Source organism: Amycolatopsis acidiphila, assembly GCF_021391495.1.
GTDB lineage: Bacteria > Actinomycetota > Actinomycetes > Mycobacteriales > Pseudonocardiaceae > Amycolatopsis_E > Amycolatopsis_E acidiphila.
The window spans coordinates 6,790,607-6,808,599 of record NZ_CP090063.1 but is presented as its reverse complement, the minus strand read 5'-3'; the positions used below and the strand labels follow the sequence as shown (position 1 = coordinate 6,808,599).

General features: G+C 70.8%; 16 protein-coding genes. 13 read left to right on the top strand and 3 right to left on the bottom strand.

The genetic code is table 11. The annotated features are described in order from the left end of the window. Positions 1 to 15: 15 nt before the first annotated feature. The 7 genes from ahcY to LWP59_RS33230 all read left to right on the top strand — a co-directional run bounded on the left by ahcY (position 16) and on the right by LWP59_RS33230 (position 7,136). Complete coding sequence (gene ahcY / locus LWP59_RS33260) at positions 16 to 1,488, top strand: adenosylhomocysteinase (RefSeq protein ID WP_144644313.1); 1,473 nt, start codon at positions 16 to 18, stop codon at positions 1,486 to 1,488. Positions 1,489 to 1,544: 56 nt separating this feature from the next. Further along, positions 1,545 to 1,835 (top strand): toxin-antitoxin system HicB family antitoxin, encoded by a 291-nt coding sequence (locus LWP59_RS33255; protein WP_144644317.1) that lies wholly within the window; start codon positions 1,545 to 1,547, stop codon positions 1,833 to 1,835. Beyond that, positions 1,832 to 2,275 carry a type II toxin-antitoxin system VapC family toxin gene (locus LWP59_RS33250; RefSeq protein ID WP_229857668.1) on the top strand — a complete coding sequence of 148 codons (444 nt, stop codon included), beginning with the start codon at positions 1,832 to 1,834 and terminating at the stop codon, positions 2,273 to 2,275. The genes LWP59_RS33255 and LWP59_RS33250 overlap by 4 nt, the downstream gene beginning before the upstream one ends. A 23-nt stretch (positions 2,276 to 2,298) precedes the next feature. Beyond that, positions 2,299 to 2,946, top strand: coding sequence for a dTMP kinase (locus tag LWP59_RS33245; protein ID WP_144644323.1), 648 nt, complete (start codon positions 2,299 to 2,301; stop codon positions 2,944 to 2,946). A gap of 71 nt (positions 2,947 to 3,017) precedes the next feature. Next, the gene (gene mtrA, locus LWP59_RS33240; RefSeq protein ID WP_144644326.1) at positions 3,018 to 3,695 is read left to right on the top strand and encodes an MtrAB system response regulator MtrA; all 678 of its coding nucleotides are present in this window, start codon (positions 3,018 to 3,020) and stop codon (positions 3,693 to 3,695) included. A gap of 7 nt (positions 3,696 to 3,702) precedes the next feature. Further along, complete coding sequence (gene mtrB / locus LWP59_RS33235; RefSeq protein ID WP_144644329.1) at positions 3,703 to 5,397, top strand: MtrAB system histidine kinase MtrB; 1,695 nt, start codon at positions 3,703 to 3,705, stop codon at positions 5,395 to 5,397. After that, entirely contained in the window at positions 5,394 to 7,136 is a 1,743-nt protein-coding gene (locus LWP59_RS33230; protein WP_144644331.1) for an LpqB family beta-propeller domain-containing protein, read from the top strand. The genes mtrB and LWP59_RS33230 overlap by 4 nt, the downstream gene beginning before the upstream one ends. Positions 7,137 to 7,726: 590 nt before the next feature. Here LWP59_RS33230 and LWP59_RS33225 read toward each other — a convergent pair. Further along, the gene (locus LWP59_RS33225; RefSeq protein ID WP_229857694.1) at positions 7,727 to 8,374 is read right to left on the bottom strand and encodes a ComF family protein; all 648 of its coding nucleotides are present in this window, start codon (positions 8,372 to 8,374) and stop codon (positions 7,727 to 7,729) included. A gap of 544 nt (positions 8,375 to 8,918) precedes the next feature. On the opposite strand from LWP59_RS33225, the gene hpf reads away from it, so the two are divergent. Both hpf and secA read left to right on the top strand, forming a co-directional pair. After that, on the top strand, positions 8,919 to 9,593 hold the full coding sequence (gene hpf, locus LWP59_RS33220; protein WP_144643039.1) for a ribosome hibernation-promoting factor, HPF/YfiA family: 675 nt from the start codon (positions 8,919 to 8,921) through the stop codon (positions 9,591 to 9,593). Between the two features lie 185 nt (positions 9,594 to 9,778). After that, positions 9,779 to 12,622, top strand: a complete 2,844-nt coding sequence (secA, locus tag LWP59_RS33215; protein WP_144643040.1) for a preprotein translocase subunit SecA — start codon at positions 9,779 to 9,781, stop codon at positions 12,620 to 12,622. 67 nt (positions 12,623 to 12,689) lie between these two features. Here the strand turns inward: secA and LWP59_RS33210 are convergent, their stop codons facing one another. Next, complete coding sequence (locus LWP59_RS33210) at positions 12,690 to 13,148, bottom strand: Rv3235 family protein (protein ID WP_186383445.1); 459 nt, start codon at positions 13,146 to 13,148, stop codon at positions 12,690 to 12,692. A gap of 100 nt (positions 13,149 to 13,248) precedes the next feature. On the opposite strand from LWP59_RS33210, the gene LWP59_RS33205 reads away from it, so the two are divergent. Beyond that, positions 13,249 to 13,632 (top strand): HAD-IA family hydrolase, encoded by a 384-nt coding sequence (locus LWP59_RS33205; protein ID WP_144643042.1) that lies wholly within the window; start codon positions 13,249 to 13,251, stop codon positions 13,630 to 13,632. On the opposite strand, the gene LWP59_RS33200 is transcribed toward LWP59_RS33205, so the two are convergent. Continuing rightward, positions 13,610 to 14,368 (bottom strand): TrmH family RNA methyltransferase, encoded by a 759-nt coding sequence (locus LWP59_RS33200; protein WP_144643043.1) that lies wholly within the window; start codon positions 14,366 to 14,368, stop codon positions 13,610 to 13,612. The genes LWP59_RS33205 and LWP59_RS33200 overlap by 23 nt on opposite strands. Before the next feature lie 35 nt (positions 14,369 to 14,403). Between LWP59_RS33200 and LWP59_RS33195 the strand changes: the two genes are divergently transcribed. The 3 genes from LWP59_RS33195 to pruA are packed head-to-tail and all read left to right on the top strand — an operon-like array spanning position 14,404 to position 17,963. After that, positions 14,404 to 15,810, top strand: coding sequence for a WS/DGAT/MGAT family O-acyltransferase (locus tag LWP59_RS33195; protein WP_144643044.1), 1,407 nt, complete (start codon positions 14,404 to 14,406; stop codon positions 15,808 to 15,810). Next, entirely contained in the window at positions 15,807 to 16,298 is a 492-nt protein-coding gene (locus tag LWP59_RS33190; RefSeq protein ID WP_144643045.1) for a DUF6912 family protein, read from the top strand. The genes LWP59_RS33195 and LWP59_RS33190 overlap by 4 nt, the downstream gene beginning before the upstream one ends. Positions 16,299 to 16,334: 36 nt before the next feature. Continuing rightward, on the top strand, positions 16,335 to 17,963 hold the full coding sequence (pruA, locus tag LWP59_RS33185; protein WP_144643046.1) for an L-glutamate gamma-semialdehyde dehydrogenase: 1,629 nt from the start codon (positions 16,335 to 16,337) through the stop codon (positions 17,961 to 17,963). Positions 17,964 to 17,993 lie beyond the last annotated feature (30 nt).

The following is a 17,993-nucleotide window of genomic DNA, read 5'->3' as shown; positions in this document are numbered from 1 at the left end:
TGGAGGAAATGCCCTATGACCCCCGAAAGCGTTGCCAAGCGGCACGACACCCGCAACGGGGTGGAGTTCGCGGTGGCCGATCTCGAGCTGGCCGAGTTCGGCCGCAAGGAGATCCGGCTGGCTGAGCACGAGATGCCGGGGTTGATGGCGTTGCGCCGTGAGTACGCCGAGGTGTACCCGCTGCGCGGGGCGCGCGTCTCCGGATCGCTGCACATGACGGTGCAGACCGCGGTGCTGATCGAGACCCTGGTCGCGCTGGGCGCGGAGGTCCGTTGGGCCTCGTGCAACATCTTCTCCACGCAGGACCACGCCGCCGCGGCGGTGGTGGTCGGCCCGCACGGCACCGCCGAGGAGCCCAAGGGCGTGCCCGTGTTCGCCTGGAAGGGCGAGTCGCTCGAGGAGTACTGGTGGTGCACCGAGCGGATGCTCACCTGGGACGGCGAGGGTCCGAACATGATCCTCGACGACGGCGGTGACGCGACGATGCTCGTGCACCGCGGCACGGAGTACGAGAAGGCCGGCGTCGTCCCGTCGCCGGAGGAGAACGACTCCGACGAGTGGAAGGTCTTCCTCGGCCTGCTGAAGGAGTCGCTCGCCGCGGCGCCGGGCAAGTGGACCGCGATCGGGGCGGGCGTGCTCGGCGTGACCGAGGAGACCACCACCGGTGTGCTGCGGCTGTACCAGCTGGCGGCTGCCGGCAACCTGCTGTTCCCGGCGATCAACGTCAACGACTCGGTCACCAAGTCCAAGTTCGACAACCGCTACGGCATCCGGCACTCGCTGATCGACGGCATCAACCGCGGCACCGACGTGCTCATCGGCGGCAAGGTCGCCGTGGTGTGCGGGTACGGCGACGTGGGCAAGGGTGCGGCGGAGTCGCTGTCCGGCCAGGGCGCGCGGGTGATCGTCACCGAGATCGACCCGATCTGCGCGCTGCAGGCGACGATGGACGGCTACCAGGTCCTGACGCTGGAGAGCGCCCTGCCCGTGGCGGACATCGTGATCACCACGACCGGCAACAAGAACGTGGTGATGGCCGAGCACATGGCGCGGATGAAGCACCAGACGATCCTCGGCAACATCGGCCACTTCGACAACGAGATCGACATCGCCGGGCTGACCCGGTACCCGGGCATCCGGCGCACGAACATCAAGCCGCAGGTCGACGAGTGGACCTTCCCCGACGGTCACAGCATCCTCGTGCTGTCGGAGGGCAGGCTGCTGAACCTGGGCAACGCGACCGGCCACCCGTCGTTCGTGATGTCCAACAGCTTCTCCAATCAGGTCATCGCGCAGGTCGAGCTGTTCACCAAACACGAGGAATACGACAACGAGGTTTACCGCCTGCCCAAGAAACTGGACGAGAAGGTGGCGCGCATCCACCTGCACGCCCTCGGCGGCGAGCTGACCAAACTCACGAAGGAGCAGGCCGAGTACATCGACGTGGATGTCGAAGGCCCGTTCAAGTCGGAGCACTACCGCTACTGAGGCAGCCCGTTCCACTGCGGTGCTATCACAACGGTTGCTGGTGATAGCATCGCGGTGTGAAGCAGCAATTGATCCTTCGCATCGACCGGGAGTTGCACGCCCGGCTGAAGGCGAGAGCCGAGGTCGAAGGGCGCAGCGTCAACGAGCTGGCGGCCGAGTGGTTGCGCGCCGGAGTCGATCAGCCAGAGCCGCCGCGGGAGTGGCACCGGCGGCTGGTGGCCGAAGGCAAGCTCGTCACCTTCGAGCCGGACGGAGCCGCGCTCGGACACGACGAGCTGGAGCGGATGTCGGCGGGCTGGGGCACGTCCGTGAGCGAAGCGCTGGACTGGACGCGAGGCGAGTGGTGAGCGCTGTCTACGCGGACACGAGCGCTGTCGTCAGTGCGTACTTCGCCGACGAACCCGAGCACGCTGCCCTCCGTGAGTTCCTGCTCTCCGGGAAGAACCGGGTGCTGACGAGCGAACTGACGAGGGTCGAGTTCGCCAGCGCGGTCACTGCGGCCAAACGGGCAGGGCGGATCCCCGACGGACGCGCGTTCCTCGACCAGTTCGACGAGGACGCACGATCCGGCCTGCTCGGACTGATCCCCTTGGTCGCTTCTCGCATCATGCCCGCGGCGCGGCGGTTGGTCACCGAGAACCATCCCCTCCGGACGCTCGACGCTATCCACCTCGCCGTCGCGCTGCACGAAACGGCACCGTTGACCTCCGGCGAACCGGTCGCGCTGGTCACTCGCGACCAGCGGCAGGCCGAAGCCGCCAAGGCGCACGGCCTCGAGGTGCACTGACCAGCCCCGTTACCCTCCCCACCGTGGGACGACTGGTAGTCATCGAGGGCCTCGACGGCGCGGGCAAGCGCACGCTCACCGAGGCGCTCACCAAGGCCCTGCGCAACCTGGGCAGGAGCGTCACGACACTGGCCTTCCCCCGTTACGGCGAGAGCGTGCACGCCGACCTGGTCCGCGAGGCACTGCACCGCGGCCACGGCGACCTCGCCGACTCCGTCTACGGCATGGGCCTGCTCTACGCGCTCGACCGCCGCGGCGCCCGCGACGTCATCGCGAACGACATGGCGCTCTCCGACTTCGTCCTGCTCGACCGGTACGTCGCCTCCAACGCCGCCTACGGCGCCGCCCGCCTTCACCAGGACGCGCACGGCGAGTTCGTCCGGTGGGTGCGCGAGCTGGAGATCGCCCGGTTCGGCCTGCCGGTGCCGGACGCGCAGATCCTGCTCCGGGTCAGTCCCGAGGTCGCCGCGGAGCGGGCCGAGCGGCGCGCGAAGGCCGACGCGGACCGGGCCAAGGACGCCTTCGAATCCGACGACGATCTCCAGGTCCGCTGCGCACGGGTGTACGACCAGCTCGCGGCCGGGGCCTGGCTCTCACGCTGGCACGTGGTCGACGGCACTGCCGGTTCCGACGCCACCGAACTGGCCCGGTTACTGGTCCATCCGGGCTAAGCTGCATCGATCTTGCCATCGGATACCGGGTCGGGAGTCACGAACGGTGTCCGTAGTGCGAATATGTGGTCATGAAGGCACGCGTCCTGGTGGTCGACGACGACCCTGCGCTCGCAGAGATGCTCACCATCGTGCTCCGTGGCGAGGGATTCGATACCGCCGTCGTCGCCGACGGCTCTCGCGCGCTGCCCGCGCTCAGAGACCTGAAACCGGATCTGGTCCTGCTGGACCTGATGCTGCCCGGGATGAACGGCATCGACGTGTGCAAGGCGATCCGCGCCGAGTCCGGCGTGCCCATCGTCATGCTGACGGCCAAGAGCGACACCGTCGACATAGTGCTCGGCCTGGAGTCCGGTGCCGACGACTACGTCGTGAAGCCGTTCAAGCCGAAGGAGCTCGTCGCCCGGGTCCGTGCCCGCCTGCGCCGCACCGAGGCCGAGCCCGCCGAGTCGCTGACCATCGGTGACCTGGCGATCGACGTGCCCGGCCACGAGGTGACCCGCGAGGGCAAGGCCATCCCGCTGACCCCGCTGGAGTTCGACTTGCTCGTGGCTCTGGCCCGCAAGCCGCGCCAGGTGTTCACCCGCGAGGTGCTGCTCGAACAGGTCTGGGGCTACCGGCACGCCGCCGACACCCGGCTGGTCAACGTGCACGTCCAGCGGCTGCGCTCGAAGGTCGAGAAGGACCCGGAGCACCCCGAGGTCGTGCTGACGGTGCGCGGCGTGGGCTACAAGGCCGGCCCGCCGTAAACCGGACATGAAGCAGAAGATCATCGCCTTCGCATTCAGGGTGCTGCGGCTCGCCCGTCGCGTCGGCGCCCACGGCCGCGGACGCCTGGTGGCCTTGGGCGTGCTCTGGCGCCGGTCCCTGCAGTTCCGGGTGACCGCGTCGACGCTGGCGCTGTCCTCGGCGGTGGTCTTCGTGCTGGGCATGGTGCTGCAGAACCAGATCATCACCCGGCTCACCGACACCAAGCGCGAGGCCGCGGTCGCGCAGACCCTGCAGGTCGTCGCGACGGCGGAGGGCGAGCTGGTCGGGTTGAGCGACCAGGACGCGCTGCCCGACCGGCTGCAGAACGTGCTGAAGAAGATCACCAGCACATCCTCGGACGACCAGGGCTCGGGTGCTTCGGCCGCGGGTGCGTTCGAGCCGGTGCTCACCGCGGGCGGGACCGGCTCGCCGGACTCGGCTGGCCCGATCTGGAAGGTGCCGGAGGGGCTGGAGCGGTTCGCCGAGGCCAACCAGGTCGCCTACCAGACGCACACGGTGGAGGACGGCGGCACGCGCACGACCTACCTGGTCGTCGGCGCGCCGGTGGCCAGTACCGGTCGCCCGATCCAGCTCTACCTGCTGTTCCCGATGACGGCGGAGCAGAACACGGTGCAGACCGTGCAGAACACGCTGCTCGTCGGCGGGCTGGTGCTGCTGATGCTGCTCGCGGGCATCAGCAACATCGTCACCCGGCAGGTCGTGCGCCCGGTCCGCTCGGCCGCGGCCGCCGCCGCGCGGTTCGCGGGTGGCGAGCTCGACGAACGGCTGCCGGTGACGGGCGAGGACGATCTGTCGCGGCTCGCCCTGTCGTACAACGAGATGGCCGCGAGCATCCAGCGGCAGATCCGCCAGCTCGAGGAGTTCGGCACCCTGCAGCGCCGGTTCACCTCGGACGTCTCGCACGAGCTGCGCACGCCGCTGACCACCGTCCGGATGGCGGCCGACGTGCTGCACGCGTCCCGCGAGCAGTTCCCGGCCGGGCTCGCCCGCTCGACGGAGCTGCTGGTCGACGAGCTCGACCGGTTCGAGGCCCTGCTGGGCGACCTGCTGGAGATCAGCAGGCTCGACGCGGGGGTCGAGGAGCTCTCGGCCGAGCTGATCGACGTGGGGCCGATCGCCCGGCGGGCGGTCGAGCAGGTGCGCGTGATCGCGGGCAACGCGGGCAGCGCGGTCGAGCTGGAGCTGCCCGAGGGCGAGACCGCCGCCGAGATCGACGCGCGCCGCGTGGAGCGCATCCTGCGCAACCTGCTGGCCAACGCCGTCGACCACAGCGAGGGCAGGCCGGTGCACCTGACCCTCGCCGCCAACGAGCAGGCGGTGTCGATCACCGTGCGGGACTACGGCGTCGGCCTGCGGCCCGGCGAGGCCGACCTGGTGTTCAACCGGTTCTGGCGGGCGGACCCGTCGCGCAACCGGCGCACCGGCGGCACCGGGCTCGGGCTCGCGATCAGCCACGAGGACGCCCGCCTGCACGGCGGGCTGCTCGAGGCGTGGGGCGCGCCCGGGTTCGGCGCGTGCTTCCGGCTGACGCTGCCGCGGCACCAGGGCCGGCCGTTCGAGGAGTTCCCGCTGCCGCTGATACCCCCGGGCGGCGAGGCCGTCAACGGACAGGCCAGCATCGGTTCCGGCGCCGACTACAGCATCGTCGTGCCGGAGCTGCGCAAGGAGGACGTCCGATGAGCAGACCGCGGTTGCTCGCGGTGCTGGCGAGCGCCCTGCTGCTCGTCGGCTGCGCGACCGTCCCCGAGGAGTCGCAGCCGGTCGCGGTGCAGCAGCAGGAGCTCGGCCAGATCGCCAACCCCGACGTGCAGCAGCCGCCCCGCGACATCGACCCGTTGACCGTGGCGCGCGACTTCGTGCAGGCCAGCGCGCAGCCGGTGAGCAACAACGCCGCGGCCAGGACCTACCTCGACGACGCCGCGGCGAAGGCGTGGCAGCCGGGCAAGGTCATGAACGTCATCGACGACCAGTTCAACACCGTGTACGCGGTGGGCTCGGACCTGCCGGCGAACCCCACCGAGGTGGTCGTCGTCGTGCGCGGGACCAACCTAGGCATGCTCGGGGCGGACAGCTCGTTCATCCCGTCGAGGACGTCCTACGAGCTGCGGCTGCTGGTGCGCAAGCAGTCCGACGGGCAGTGGCGGGTGACGAACCCGCCGGCCAACATCGTGATGCCCTACAGCGCCTTCACCGCGAACTACGTGCGGGTGCCGGTGTACTTCTTCGCGCAGGACTCGAACACGATCGTGCCCGACCTGCGGTACGTGGCCGGGAAGCCGCAGCTCGGGTTGCCCGCGCGGGTGGTCTCGCTGCTGTTGTCCGGGCCGTCGGACCAGCTGGTCGGCGCGGTGCGCAGCCCGCTGCCCGAGGACGCGAACATCGAGGGCAACGTGACCACGACACCCGACGGGGCGCTGATGGTGCCGCTGACCGGGGTCGGTGATCAGACCCCGGAGGTCAAGAAGCTCATCGCGGCGCAGATAGTGCTGTCCCTGCAGGCCGTGACGACGAACCGGGTGCGGCTGCTCTCGGACGGCAACGCGCTGGTCGACGGGCACGAGGACTGGCTGCCGAGCGACGTGCCGTCGTACACCTCGCTGGCCTCGCCGGGCGCGGACCAGCCGGGGCTGATGGTGGTCAACGGGCGGGTGCGCTCGCTCGCCGACGGTTCCGCGGTGCCGGGGTCGGCGGGCCAGGGCGTGTACCAGGTGGTGAGCGCGGCGCAGTCCATCGACGGGCGGCAGCTGGCGATCGTGGAGAACGCCAACGGCCGCCAGCAGCTCCGGATCGGCGCGTTCGGCTCGGCGGCGCAGCAGGTGAACCTGTTCGGCGGGACGCTGACCAGACCGACCTGGCGCCCGACGGCGACGGCGGACGGGACAGCGGGCGAGGTGTGGACCGTGGTCGACGGCTCGTCGGTCGTGCGGGTACTGCGCACCTCGGACGGCGGGTGGACCGGGCAGGCGGTCAACGCCGAGGAGGTGCTGACCGTCGGGCCGATCAGCGTGCTGCGGCTGTCCAGGGACGGTGCCAGGGCCGCGCTGGTGGTGAACGGGCAGCTGCTGGTGGCGTCGGTGGTGCGGACGCAGGACGCGGTGACGTTGCGGAGTCCGCGGATCCTGCAGACCGGGACGCTGTCCGGGGTGGTCGACGTGGACTGGCTGAGCCAGGACAGCCTGGTGGCGGCCACGACGATGCCGTCGCAGCCGGTGGTGAAGGTGCCCATCGACGGGCTGCGAATGGACACGTTCAACAGCTCGAACCTGACCCCGCCGGTGTACGCCATCACGGCGGCGCCCGGCAGGCCGATCGTGGTCGCCGACGCGGGCGGCCTGTGGACGGCCTCGGATGTCGGCGAGGTGTGGCGTCCGCATCCGCACTCGCTGGGTGCGAAGGTGTCTCCCTTCTATCCGGGTTGAGTCGGTGGTGGCGGTGGCTGGTGTGTGCAAGCACCTCGGCGGCCGCCGCCGTTCCGCCTGGCGCGGGTGGCCTGCCCGGGCGCCGTCCCGCCTGGGGCGGGTGGCCTGGGGACAGCGTCGTTCCGCCTGATGCGGGCGGCCTGTGGACAGCGTCGTTCCGCCTGATGCGGGCGGCCTGTGGACAGCGTCGTTCCGCCTGATGCGGGCGGCCTGTGGACAGCGTCGTTCCGTCTGATGCGGGGTGCTGCCGTCCGCCTCCGCCCCCACCGCCGTCCCGCCTGACGCGGGGCGGGCTGGGGACAGCGTCGTTCCGCCTGGGGCGGGTGGCCTGGGGACGGCCTTGGCTGTCGGCGAGGTGTGGCGTCCGCGCCCGCGCCCGCCCTCGCTGGGGTGCGAGGAGTCTCCCTTCTACCTGGGCTGGTCCCTGGTGGTGGTTGGGGTGGCTGCCGTCCGCCCCCGCCTCCGCCGCCGTCCCGCCTGACGCGGGGTGGCTGCCCGGCCCCGCCCCGCCCCGCCTGGGGCGGGTGGGCCTGCCGCGCACCGCGCCTCGCCAGTGGTCCAGCCCGGGCGTCCCACAGCCACCCCGGTTCCTAGCCGGCTGCTGTCAGCGTCAGCACCACCTCCACCCGATACCCCGCCCCGGCCAGCGTCGCGATGCAGGCGGCCGCCGTCGCGCCGGTGGTGATCACGTCGTCCAGCAGGACGACCGGGGTGCCTGGCGGTGGCAGGCCGCGCGGGTCCAGGCGCAAGCGCCCAGCCAGGTTCGCCGCGCGCTGGTCGCGGCTCAGGCCCACCGCGTCTTTCGCACCCGTCGCGAGGAGCAGGGCAGGCGCGACGGCCGCCGCCTGGCCCTGCACCGCCATGGCCGCCGCGCAGGTTCGTGCCAGCCGCCGCAGGTGGGGACCGCCGCGGGTCCTGGACGCGACCGGGCGCGAGGGCACCGGCACCAGCCACCACGTGCCATCCGCGTCCGGCTGCGCCTCCGGCAGGTACGGCAGCGCCGCGGCCAGCGCGCCACCCAGCGGAACAGCCAGGTCGCGCCGCCCGCGCTCCTTGTACGAGAGCACCAGCCGCCGCGCGGTGTCCCGGTACCGGGCCAGCGCGTAGACCGGTGCGGCCCGCGTCGGTCCGCGCGCGACCCGCTCCGGCCTGCTGAACAGCGCCACGCAGTCCGGGCAGCACGCGGCACCCGGCGCGCCGCATCCCGCGCACGTCGCCGGCAACAACAACTCGAGCAGTCCCACGCCCCGCACCCTGCCCGGCCCCACCGACAATTTTCTCCGGACCGCCCACCAGCGAAGATCCAAAGCATTCACCCACACAGGTGCATTCGCGGGGAACGGCGGCGCCGCCGGTTCCGTTGTCCAGGTATGAGGCCGTCAAGCGAAGAACCGCCGCCGGCGCAAGAGCCCGCCGGGGTGGGCCGCCTCGGGCAGCACGCTGTCACGACGAGCCTCGAATGCTCGGAAATCTTTGCGTGTCAAGGTGAAAAGCGCATCCCCGCACTGCTCCGATCGGGGTTGAACGCGGCCCCATGCGCCTGCTTCCGGACGCGCACGGTGACTGTTTCCCGCTCTGTGACATCCCCCGGCTCGGGGGGTTTTGTGATGCGCGTTACGGGGCTAACGTGCACCGCTATAGCGATTCCGCGGCAGGGAGGTGAACAGCCGATGACCCTGGTGCCGACGGGAGGCTGAAAGAACATCCCAATCGGGATTTGCGTCGGCGCCCTCATCGAAGTCCGAAGAGCTCGAAATTCACCAGGAGCCAGGGAGGTCGTGTATGGACATCGTCGTCAAAGGTCGCAACGTGGAGGTGCCCGAGCACTACCGGACGCACGTGAGCGCCAAGCTCATGCGCCTGGAGCGCTACGACAAGAAGGTCTTCCGCTACGACGTGGAGCTCTTCCACGAGCCCAACCGCAGGCAGTCCAAGAGCTGCCAGCGCGTGGAGATCACCGGCAAGGGCAAGGGCCCCGCGGTCCGCGCCGAGGCATGCGCCGGCGACTTCTACGCCGCACTCGACGCCGCGGTGAGCAAGCTCGAGAACCGGCTGCGCCGGATGGCCGACCGCCGCCGTGTCCACTACGGGCGCCGTTGCCCGGAATCCGTCGCCGAAGCGACCTCACCGACGCCCGTCGGCGCGCCCGCCAGCGGCAGCCAGCCGGCCACGAGCACCGCCGTGCTCGAAGCGCCCGCGCCCGTCGAAGCCGTCGAGCTCGATGCCGAGTCGCTCGACCTGCCCATGCAGCGCTGGGACGACATGGCCGAACACCAGCCCGGCCGCGTCGTGCGCGAGAAGCACCATCCCGCTGAACCCATGACCGTCGACCAGGCCCTCTACCAGATGGAACTGGTCGGACACGACTTCTACCTCTTCAACGACGCCGACGCCGGCACCCCCAGCGTCGTGTACCGGAGGAAAGGCTTCGACTACGGCGTGATCCGGCTGGGCTGAGCCCCCGCACGCCCCCGGACGGCCCGCGCGCGACACCCGCGTGCGGGCCGTTCTGCTGTCCGCCTGCTACCTAAGTCGCGGCGTGCGTGCACGTCGGGGCACACCTTCCCTACGATGGAGGAGGCGCACGGTCCGCCCGGGAGACTCCTGGGCGCATTTCCAAGACAGCTAGTGAGGTCGACCGGATGGTTCTCAACCGCCTGCTGCGCGCGGGCGAGGGCAAGATGATCAAGCGGCTGCGCAACATCGCCGACCACATCAACACCCTCGAAGACGAGGTGAAGGACCTCACCGACGCCGAGCTGCGTGCGAAGACCGACGAGTTCCGCAAACGTCACGAGGACGGCGAGTCGCTCGACGAGCTGCTCCCCGAGGCGTTCGCGGTCGCGCGCGAAGCGGCTTGGCGGGTCCTCGGCCAGCGGCACTTCGACGTCCAGCTGATGGGCGGGGCCGCACTGCACCTCGGGCAGGTCGCCGAGATGAAGACCGGTGAGGGCAAGACCCTGACGTCCGTGCTGCCCGCCTATCTCAACGCCATCTCCGGCAAGGGCGTGCACCTGATCACGACGAACGACTACCTCGCCAAACGTGATGCCGAGTGGATGGGCCGCGTGCACCGCTTCCTCGGCCTGACCGTGGGCGCGATCCTGTCCGAGCTGCCGCCGGACCAGCGCCGCGAGGCCTACAACGCCGACATCACCTACGGCACGAACAACGAGTTCGGCTTCGACTACCTGCGCGACAACATGGCGTGGACGCTCGACGACTGCGTGCAGCGCGGGCACAACTTCGCCATCGTCGACGAGGTCGACTCGATCCTCATCGACGAGGCGCGCACGCCGCTGATCATCTCCGGCCCCGCCGAGCAGTCGGCGCGCTGGTACGTCGAGTTCGCGCGCATGTCGCCGCTGATGAAGAAGGACGTCCACTACGAGGTCGACGAGCGCAAGCGCACCGTCGGCGTCAGCGAGAAGGGCGTGGCGTTCGTCGAGGACCAGCTCGGCATCGACAACCTGTACGAGGCCGCGAACACGCCGCTGGTCGGCTACCTGAACAACGCGCTGAAGGCCAAGGAGCTCTACAAGCGCGACAAGGACTACATCGTCCGCAACGGCGAAGTGGTCATCGTCGACGAGTTCACCGGCCGCATCCTGCACGGCCGCCGCTACAACGAGGGCATGCACCAGGCGATCGAGGCCAAGGAAGGCGTCGAGATCAAGGCGGAGAACCAGACGCTCGCCACGATCACGCTGCAGAACTACTTCCGGCTCTACCAGAAGCTCGCGGGCATGACCGGTACCGCCGAGACCGAGGCGGCGGAGTTCCACCAGACCTACAAGCTGGGTGTGGTGCCGATCCCGACGAACCGGCCGATGGTCCGCAACGACCAGACCGACCTGATCTACAAGACCGAAGAGGCGAAGTTCGAGGCGCTGGCCGACGACATCCAGGAGCGGCACGAGGCCGGTCAGCCGGTGCTGGTCGGCACGACGAGCGTCGAGAAGTCCGAGTACCTGTCGAAGCTGCTGCTCAAGCGCGGGGTGCCGCACGAGGTACTGAACGCGAAGTACCACGAGCGCGAGGCGCTGATCGTCGCGCGCGCCGGGCGCAAGGGCCAGGTCACGGTGGCCACCAACATGGCGGGCCGCGGTACCGACGTCGTGCTCGGCGGCAACCCGGACATCATCGCCGACGAGCGGCTGCGTGAGCGCGGGCTCGACCCGGTCGAGCACTCCGAGGCGTACGAGACGGCGTGGCCGAAGGTCCTCGAAGAGGTCAAGGCCGAGGTGAAGGCCGAGGCCGAGGAGGTCAAGGAGGCCGGCGGCCTGTACGTGCTGGGCACCGAGCGGCACGAGTCGCGCCGCATCGACAACCAGCTGCGTGGCCGGTCGGGCCGTCAGGGCGACCCTGGCGAGTCGCGGTTCTACCTGTCGCTGGGCGACGAGCTGATGCGCCGGTTCAACGCGGTGATGGTCGAGCGGGTCATGACCACCATGCGGCTGCCGGACGACCAGCCGATCGACCACAAGATGGTGTCTCGGGCGATCAAGAGCGCGCAGACGCAGGTCGAGCAGCAGAACATGGAGATCCGCAAGAACGTCCTCAAGTACGACGAGGTGATGAACGAGCAGCGCAAGGTGATCTACGCCGAGCGCCGCCGCGTGCTGGAGGGCGAGGACCTCTCCGAGCAGATGCACCACATGCTCTCCGACGTCGTGACCGCGTACGTCCAGGGCGCGACCGCCGGTGGCTACGCCGAGGACTGGGACCACGAGAAGCTGTGGACCGCGCTGAAGCAGCTGTACCCGGTGTCGATCACCTGGGACGAGCTGGTCGAGGAGGACGAGGACCTCAGCTCGGACTACCTGCTCGACAGGCTCCTCGAGGACGCGCAGGACGCCTATGCCCGGCGCGAGGCCGAGATCGACGCGCGCGTCGGCGAGGGCGCGATGCGGCAGCTCGAGCGGCAGGTGCTGCTGTCGGTGCTGGACCGCAAGTGGCGTGAGCACCTCTACGAGATGGACTATCTCAAGGAGGGCATCGGCATGCGGGCGCTCGCCCAGCGGGACCCGCTGATCGAGTACCAGCGCGAGGGCTACGAGATGTTCACCGCCATGCTGGACTCGCTGAAGGAGGAGGCCGTCGGCTTCCTGTTCAACCTGCAGGTCGAGCAGGCGGAGCCGCAGCAGGCGGTCGAGCCCGCGGCCGCGGCGGCCCTGCCGGGCGCCGGTCAGGCCGCGCCCGGACGGCACGCGCACCCGGCCCCGCCGCAGCCCCCGGCCGAGCCGGACCGCGAGCCGGTGCCGACCGCGCTGCGTGGCAGGGGTCTCGGCGGCGACGGCAACGGGCAGGGCGGGCTGACCTTCTCGGGCCCGGCCGAGCAGGGCGGCGTCCAGCGCAGCGGCGCGACGGCGAAGCCGGCTGCCGGTGGCGCCGCGGGCGGTGGCGCGGGTGCGGCGGGCAGCCGCCGCGAGCGCCGCGCGGCCGCCCGCGCCGACTCGAAGAAGGGCAAGAAGGGCGGCCGCTGAGCCGCAGGTGACGACCGGAGGGGCCCTTCACGCTGAAGGGCCCCTCCGCTCTTGGCGGGGTTCCGGGTCACGAACCCCGCTGTCGGGTCGGAGCGATCAGGTCGAAGAGGGTGCAGCGCCACACGCCGTCCTGCAGGTCGAAGCGGGACACCAGCGCGTACGTCCGCGTCGCCGTCACAGCGGTGGCTGAGGCCTCGTAGGACGAAGGCGGCACGACACACCCCCGCAGGGTCTTCAAGGCCAACCGCACGTCCTTCAGGGGCGGCCACAGGCTCAGCTGTGCGTGCAACTGCGGCCCGACCCAACCCTGTACGTGGCTCAACGGCCGCCGCCCCGTGCGAACCTCCAGCACGGCGTTCAGCACCGACCGGACGTGCGACAGCGACAGCGGCGGCCGGCCGTCGCCGGACCGCTGGAGGGGCAGCCGCGCGGGCAGCAGGTCCAGCGTCAGCTGCCCGCCCCGGCCGATGAAACGGTGCAGGTCACGGTACGGCTCGTACTCTCTCAGCGGCGTCAACGCCAGCATGCGTCCCCCAGGAAGATCGGATCGTGCGCCCGGTATGAGCCGGTCGCCCGATCCGCTCGGGCCAACAGGCCCCGAAGCGGTGACGACTATCGTCGGTCGCGTGCTGACGGGGCTGGTGGTCGACTACGCGGGCGTGCTCACCGACCCCGACGCCGCCGGGTTGTTCGCGGCGATCGACCGGCTGCGGGGGCGGGGCGTGCGCACCGCCCTGCTGTCCAACGCCGCCGGCGGCGGAACCGCGAGGGCCCGGCTGAGCCGCTGGTTCGACGCGCTCGTCTTCTCCGGCGAGGTCGGCTTCGCGAAACCCGCCCCGCAGGTCTACCTGCTCACCGCCGAGCGGCTCGGCCTCCCCGCGGCCGCCTGCGTCTTCGTCGACGACTCGCGCCGGAACGTCGACGGTGCGGTCCTGGCGGGCATGACCGGCGTCCACCACACCTCGGTCGAGACCACGCTCGCCGAGCTCAGCGCGTTGTTTCCCGCCTGACCAGGTCGAAGCACAGCACCGCCGCCGCGGCCGAGACGTTCAGCGACTCGACCGTGCCGGGCATCGGGATCGACAGCCGGCCGGTGAGCAGCGCGGCGACCTCCTCCGACACCCCCGCCGTCTCGCCGCCCAGCACGAACGCCGCGCGCTCGGGCAGCTCCGCCTCGAACAGTTGCTCACCGCCCGACGCGCTCAGCCCGTACAGCCGATAGCCGGCGTCCGAGAGCATCCCGGCCGCCTCCGCGGCCGTCGCGCAACGCAGCACCGGCGCGCGGAACGCGACCCCGGCCGAAGCCTTCACCACCAGCGGATCGAGCGCCGCGACCCCACGCCGCGGCACGACCACGCCGCCCACCCCGGCCGCCGTCGCGGTGCGCAGGATCATCCCGACGTTGGCGGGCGTGGTGATCCCGTCGAGCACCAGCACCCGCGTGGGCAGTGGCGCGCTGGACAGCGCGGCCGACAACGGGCGCATCCGCGGCGCGACGACGTCCGCCAGCACGCCCTGGTCCTGCTTGCCGTTGCCCGCGAGCACCTTCACCCGGTGCGCGCTCGCGCGCTGCACCGGCACCCCGGCCCGGCGCGCCGCCTGCTCGATCTCGGGCGCCCGCGCGGTGTCCGCCAGGATCACCTTGTCGACCCGCAGCTCCCGGTCGCCCAGCGCTTCGAGCACCGGTTTGCGTCCGTAGACGGTCAGGAAGCGGTCCTTCGGGGACACAGTGTTGGTTTCGTGCACAGGCCCAGTACAGCAGTCGCCGCTAGATTGACCCAATGCCCGACCGTCTCTCCGCGCTCGACGCCTCGTTCCTGTACCTGGAGGAGGCCGCGACCCCGATGCACGTCGGCGGCGTCGCGGTGTTCGAGCGGCCCCGCGACGGCTTCGACCACGAGCAGCTGCTGTGCCTGGTGAGCCAGCGCCTCGGCTATCTGCCGCGCTACCGGCAACGCGTGCTTGCCGTGCCGGGGCATCTGGCTCGCCCGGTGTGGGTGGACGACACCGACTTCGACCTCAACTACCACGTGCGGCGCTCGGCGCTGCCGTCCCCGGGCAGCGACGACCAGCTGTTCGACCTGGTCGCCCGGCTGATGGCGCGGCCGATGGACCAGGAGCGCCCACTGTGGGAGGCCTACTTCGTCGAGGGCCTCGAAGGCGACCGGGTCGCGCTGGTCACCAAGACGCACCAGGCCATGGTGGACGGTGTCGGCACCGTCGAGCTCGGACAGTTGATCCTGGACACCGCCCCGCAGCTGTGCGAGCCGTACGAGGACACCTGGACGCCGCGGCGGATGCCCTCGGCCACCCAGCTGGTGCTGGACGCGATCAGCGAAACCGTGCAGCAGCCGGGTGAGCTCGTCGAGAACGTCCGCGCGTTCGTCGGCGACGCCGCCGCGACCGCCGACAAGCTCGCCGACACCGTCGGCGGGGTCGCCTCGACGCTGCGCACGCTCGTCCGCCCGGCCCCGGCCGGACCGCTGAACACGCACGTCAGCGGCGGCCGGGTGTTCGCTGTCGTCCGCACGCGGCTGGAGGACTACCGCGAGATCCGCGCCGAGCACGGCGGCACGGTCAACGACATCGTGCTCGCCGCGATCACCGGCGCGCTGCGCGAGTGGCTGCTCTCGCGTGGTGCGGGGGTGCCCGCGAGCGCGACCCTGCGTGCCCTGGTGCCGATGGCCGTGCTCGAGGCCGACACCGTCGAGTTCTCCACCGCCGGCCTGGTGAACAACCAGGTCGAGGCGCATCTGGTGGACCTGCTGGTCGGCGAGCCGAACCCGGTGCTGCGGCTGCAGCACATCAGCCACGCGATGCGCGCCTACACCGACTCCAGCCGTTCGGTCGCGGCCCGTGCCATGCTGAAGGTGGGCGGGTTCGCGCCAGCGACGATGCATTCGCTGGCGGCGCGGGCCGCCGGGTCCTTCTCCGGGCGCATCTTCAACCTGGTGATCACCAACTCACCGGGCCCGCAGCAGCCGCTGTACGCGGGGCAGGCGAGGATGACCCGGATGTACCCGGTGATCCCGCTGGCGCGCAACCAGGCGCTGGCCATCGGGGTCACGTCCTACCACGGGAACGTCTACTTCGGACTGAACGGGGATCGCAAGGCCGTGTCGGACGTGGGAAACCTGGCCACGATGGTCGAGGATTCGCTGGAGGAGCTGAAGGGGGCGCACTGGTGAGGGTCTATCTGCCTGCGACGATCGGGATGCTGCACAAGCTCGTGTCGGAGGGCAAGCTGCAGCCGCTCGGCGGTACCGGGTTCGCACTCACCCCGGCGCTGCGGGAGTCCTACGTCAGCGGGGACACCGAGGAGCTGGAGTACGCGGCGCTGCTCGACGCGGCGCGCGCGTCGCTGCGCCTGATCGGCGACGACCAGAAGGAGTCACCGCGGCGGGTGGTCATCTCGGCCGACCTGGAGAACGTCACGACCCGGCCCGACCTGGACGCCGCCGTGGTGAAGGTGTCCGGGCCGATCGTGCTGGACGAGGTCGCCGCGGTGCACGTGGACACCGAGGAGGCGGAGAAGGCCGTGCGCGCGGCCGCGGCGGTCATCGACGCCGCCGACCTGGGCGACCTGGACGCGGAGTTCACCCTCGGCGAGGCCGAGGACCACGAGCTGGCCTGGTACGCGCCGCAGGAGCTGCCGTTCCTGCTGGAGCTGCTCTAGGTTGAAGGGGCAGGCCACGAGCCAGGAGGTAGCCCCATGGACGCCGTCACCAGCGTGCCGACGCCGGCCAACGAACCGGTCCGCACGTACGCCCCCGGCACCGCGGAACGCGAGTCGCTGCAGCGGCGGCTGGCCGAGCTCGAGGCCGAGAAGCACGAGCTGCCGCAGACCATCGGCGGACGGCGGCGGCTCGGCGGGGGAGACGCGTTCGACGTGGTCCAGCCACACGACCACGGACACGTGCTCGGGGTGTCCGCGCAGGCGACGGCGCAGGACGTGGCCGACGCGGTCGAGGCGGCGAAGCTGGCCGCCCCGGCGTGGCGGGACCTGCCGTTCGACGAGCGGGCCGCGATCTTCCTGCGGGCCGCGGACCTGATCGCCGGGCCGTACCGGGACACGCTGAACGCGGCGACCATGCTCGGGCAGTCGAAGTCGGTGCAGCAGGCCGAGATCGACGCGGCCTGCGAGCTGATCGACTTCCTGCGGTTCAACGTGCACTACGCCCGCCGGATCCTCGCCGAACAGCCGAACTCGGTACCGGGGAGCTGGAACCGGATGGACTACCGGCCGCTGGACGGGTTCGTCGTCGCGATCACCCCGTTCAACTTCACCGCGATCGCGGGGAACCTGCCGACCGCCCCGGCGATCATGGGCAACACCGTCGTGTGGAAGCCGACGCCGACGCAGCAGCTGGCCGCGCACTACACGATGCAGGCCTTCGAGGAGGCCGGCCTGCCGCCCGGCGTGCTCAACCTGGTGACCGGCGACGGGCGCGCGGTGAGCGAGGTCGCGCTGGCCGACCCCGGGTTCGCCGGGCTGCACTTCACCGGCTCCACCGCGACCTTCAAGCTGCTGTGGCGGCGGATCGCCGACAACCTCGACACCTATCGCAGCTACCCGCGGATCGTGGGCGAGACCGGCGGCAAGGACTTCGTGGTCGCGCATTCCTCGGCCCGCCAGGACAAGCTCGTCGCCGCGCTGGTCCGCGGTGCCTTCGAGTACCAGGGCCAGAAATGCTCAGCCGCTTCGCGCGCGTACGTCCCGCGCTCGCTGTGGGACGGCGGGATGCGCGAGGAGCTCGCCGACCTGACCCGCACGGTGAAGTACGGCGACATCACGGACCTCTCGCTGTTCGGCGGCGCGGTGATCGACGCCCGCGCCTTCGCGAAGCACCAGCGGCTGCTGTCCACTGTGGACAAGGACCCGGCACTGCACGCGCTCGTCGGCGGGCACTGCGACGACTCCATCGGCTACTTCGTCGAACCCGCCGTGCTGGTCTCCGAGGACCCGGGGCACGAGGTGTTCTCGACCGAGTACTTCGGCCCGATCCTCGCTGTGCACGTCTACGACGACGGCGACTACGAGCGGATCCTGGCGCAGGCGGACAGCGTCTCGCCGTACGCGCTGACCGGCGCCGTGTTCGCCGACGACCGGGCCGCGGTGCAGCAGGCGCACCACGCGCTGCGGTTCACCGCGGGCAACTTCTACGTCAACGACAAGCCGACCGGCTCGGTCGTGGGCCAGCAGCCGTTCGGCGGTTCGCGGGCGTCGGGCACCAATGACAAGGCGGGCTCGATGTTCAACCTGCTGCGCTGGGCGAGCCCGCGGTCGATCAAGGAGACCTTCGACGCGCCGACCGGCATCGGCTACCCGCACATGGAATAGCCGACGCCGCCGTGCCACGTCAGCCGGGCA

Bases quoted from the DNA above. Each gene is read 5' to 3' on its own strand.
- LWP59_RS33230 (WP_144644331.1), top strand. From the start codon at position 5,394: ATGAGCAGACCGCGGTTGCTCGCGGTGCTGGCGAGCGCCCTGCTGCTC.
- LWP59_RS33210 (WP_186383445.1), bottom strand. From the start codon at position 13,148: ATGCTGGCGTTGACGCCGCTGAGAGAGTACGAGCCGTACCGTGACCTG.
- mtrB (WP_144644329.1), top strand. From the start codon at position 3,703: ATGAAGCAGAAGATCATCGCCTTCGCATTCAGGGTGCTGCGGCTCGCC.
- hpf (WP_144643039.1), top strand. From the start codon at position 8,919: ATGGACATCGTCGTCAAAGGTCGCAACGTGGAGGTGCCCGAGCACTAC.
- mtrA (WP_144644326.1), top strand. From the start codon at position 3,018: ATGAAGGCACGCGTCCTGGTGGTCGACGACGACCCTGCGCTCGCAGAG.
- LWP59_RS33195 (WP_144643044.1), top strand. From the start codon at position 14,404: ATGCCCGACCGTCTCTCCGCGCTCGACGCCTCGTTCCTGTACCTGGAG.
- secA (WP_144643040.1), top strand. From the start codon at position 9,779: ATGGTTCTCAACCGCCTGCTGCGCGCGGGCGAGGGCAAGATGATCAAG.
- ahcY (WP_144644313.1), top strand. From the start codon at position 16: ATGACCCCCGAAAGCGTTGCCAAGCGGCACGACACCCGCAACGGGGTG.
- pruA (WP_144643046.1), top strand. From the start codon at position 16,335: ATGGACGCCGTCACCAGCGTGCCGACGCCGGCCAACGAACCGGTCCGC.